The 1,203-nt window shown below is 51.0% G+C and carries 2 tRNA genes and 1 rRNA gene; all 3 read left to right on the plus strand.

What is annotated here, in order from left to right:
- Window positions 1-129 precede the first annotated feature (129 nt).
- Window positions 130-206, plus strand: a tRNA-Ile gene (locus L1N85_RS26990).
- 31 nt (window positions 207-237) lie between these two features.
- A tRNA-Ala gene (locus L1N85_RS26995) sits at window positions 238-313 on the plus strand.
- A 196-nt stretch (window positions 314-509) separates the two neighbouring features.
- Window positions 510-1,203: ribosomal RNA gene (locus L1N85_RS27000) — 23S ribosomal RNA — on the plus strand; the annotation flags it as partial.

Consider the following 1,203-nt stretch of genomic DNA (forward strand, 5'->3'; position numbering starts at 1 on the left):
GATCACCTCCTTTCTAAGGAAATACCCGAACCCGATGAGGTTCGGATAAGCAGGCAGGCTTATTGCTCACTCGTTGTCAGTTTTGAAAGACTAATCGTCTTTCTGCAGAAGTCCAAACGGAATACCCAAGGGCCTTTAGCTCAGCTGGTTAGAGCGCACCCCTGATAAGGGTGAGGTCGGTGGTTCGAGTCCACTAAGGCCCACCATTATCGACTCTGAGAAGTCGGTACCCATTATGGGGCCATAGCTCAGCTGGGAGAGCGCCTGCCTTGCAAGCAGGAGGTCAGCGGTTCGATCCCGCTTGGCTCCACCAATACAATTGTACCTTGAAAACTGGATAACGAAAGAAAAGAATTGCTGAAACATCCTTTAAAGCTGTTTACAATTTGTAAGCGAAAGGTGTTCGAGATTGTCTCGACTTCTTTTCGTTTTGTTTCTACCGCTTGATGTCTATTGAGATGGAAGAAACAAAATGAAAACGGCGAGCAAGCCGAATCACCTGAGCAAATGGTTAAGCTAGTAAGAGCGCACGGAGGATGCCTAGGCACCAGGAGCCGAAGAAGGACGTGGCGAACAACGATACCGCCTCGGGGAGCCGTAAGCAGGCATTGATCCGGGGATTTCCGAATGGGGAAACCCAGCTGTCGTAATGGACAGTTACTGCCGACTGAATACATAGGTCGGCAAGAGGCATACCGGGGGAACTGAAACATCTAAGTACCCCGAGGAAGAGAAAACAAAAGTGATTCCGTCAGTAGCGGCGAGCGAACGCGGATTAGCCCAAACTTGCGCACTTGTGCGCAGGGGTTGTAGGACGTCTCACATGGAGTTACAAAGGAGTTCATTAGGCGAAGAGGTCTGGAAAGGCCCGCTAGAAGAGGTAAAAGCCCTGTAGCCAAAAGTGAATTCTCTCCGAGACGGATCCTGAGTACGGCGGGACACGAGAAACCCCGTCGGAATCCGGCAGGACCATCTGCCAAGGCTAAATACTCCCTGGTGACCGATAGTGAAGCAGTACCGTGAGGGAAAGGTGAAAAGCACCGCGGAAGCGGAGTGAAAAAGAACCTGAAACCGTGCGCTTACAAGAAGTCAGAGCCCGTTAAATGGGTGATGGCGTGCCTTTTGTAGAATGAACCGGCGAGTTACGATTACGTGCAAGGTTAAGGTGGAAAGCCGTAGCCGCAGCGAAAGCGAGTCTGAATA

Source organism: Paenibacillus alkaliterrae (genome assembly GCF_021532375.1).
GTDB lineage: Bacteria > Bacillota > Bacilli > Paenibacillales > Paenibacillaceae > Pristimantibacillus > Pristimantibacillus alkaliterrae.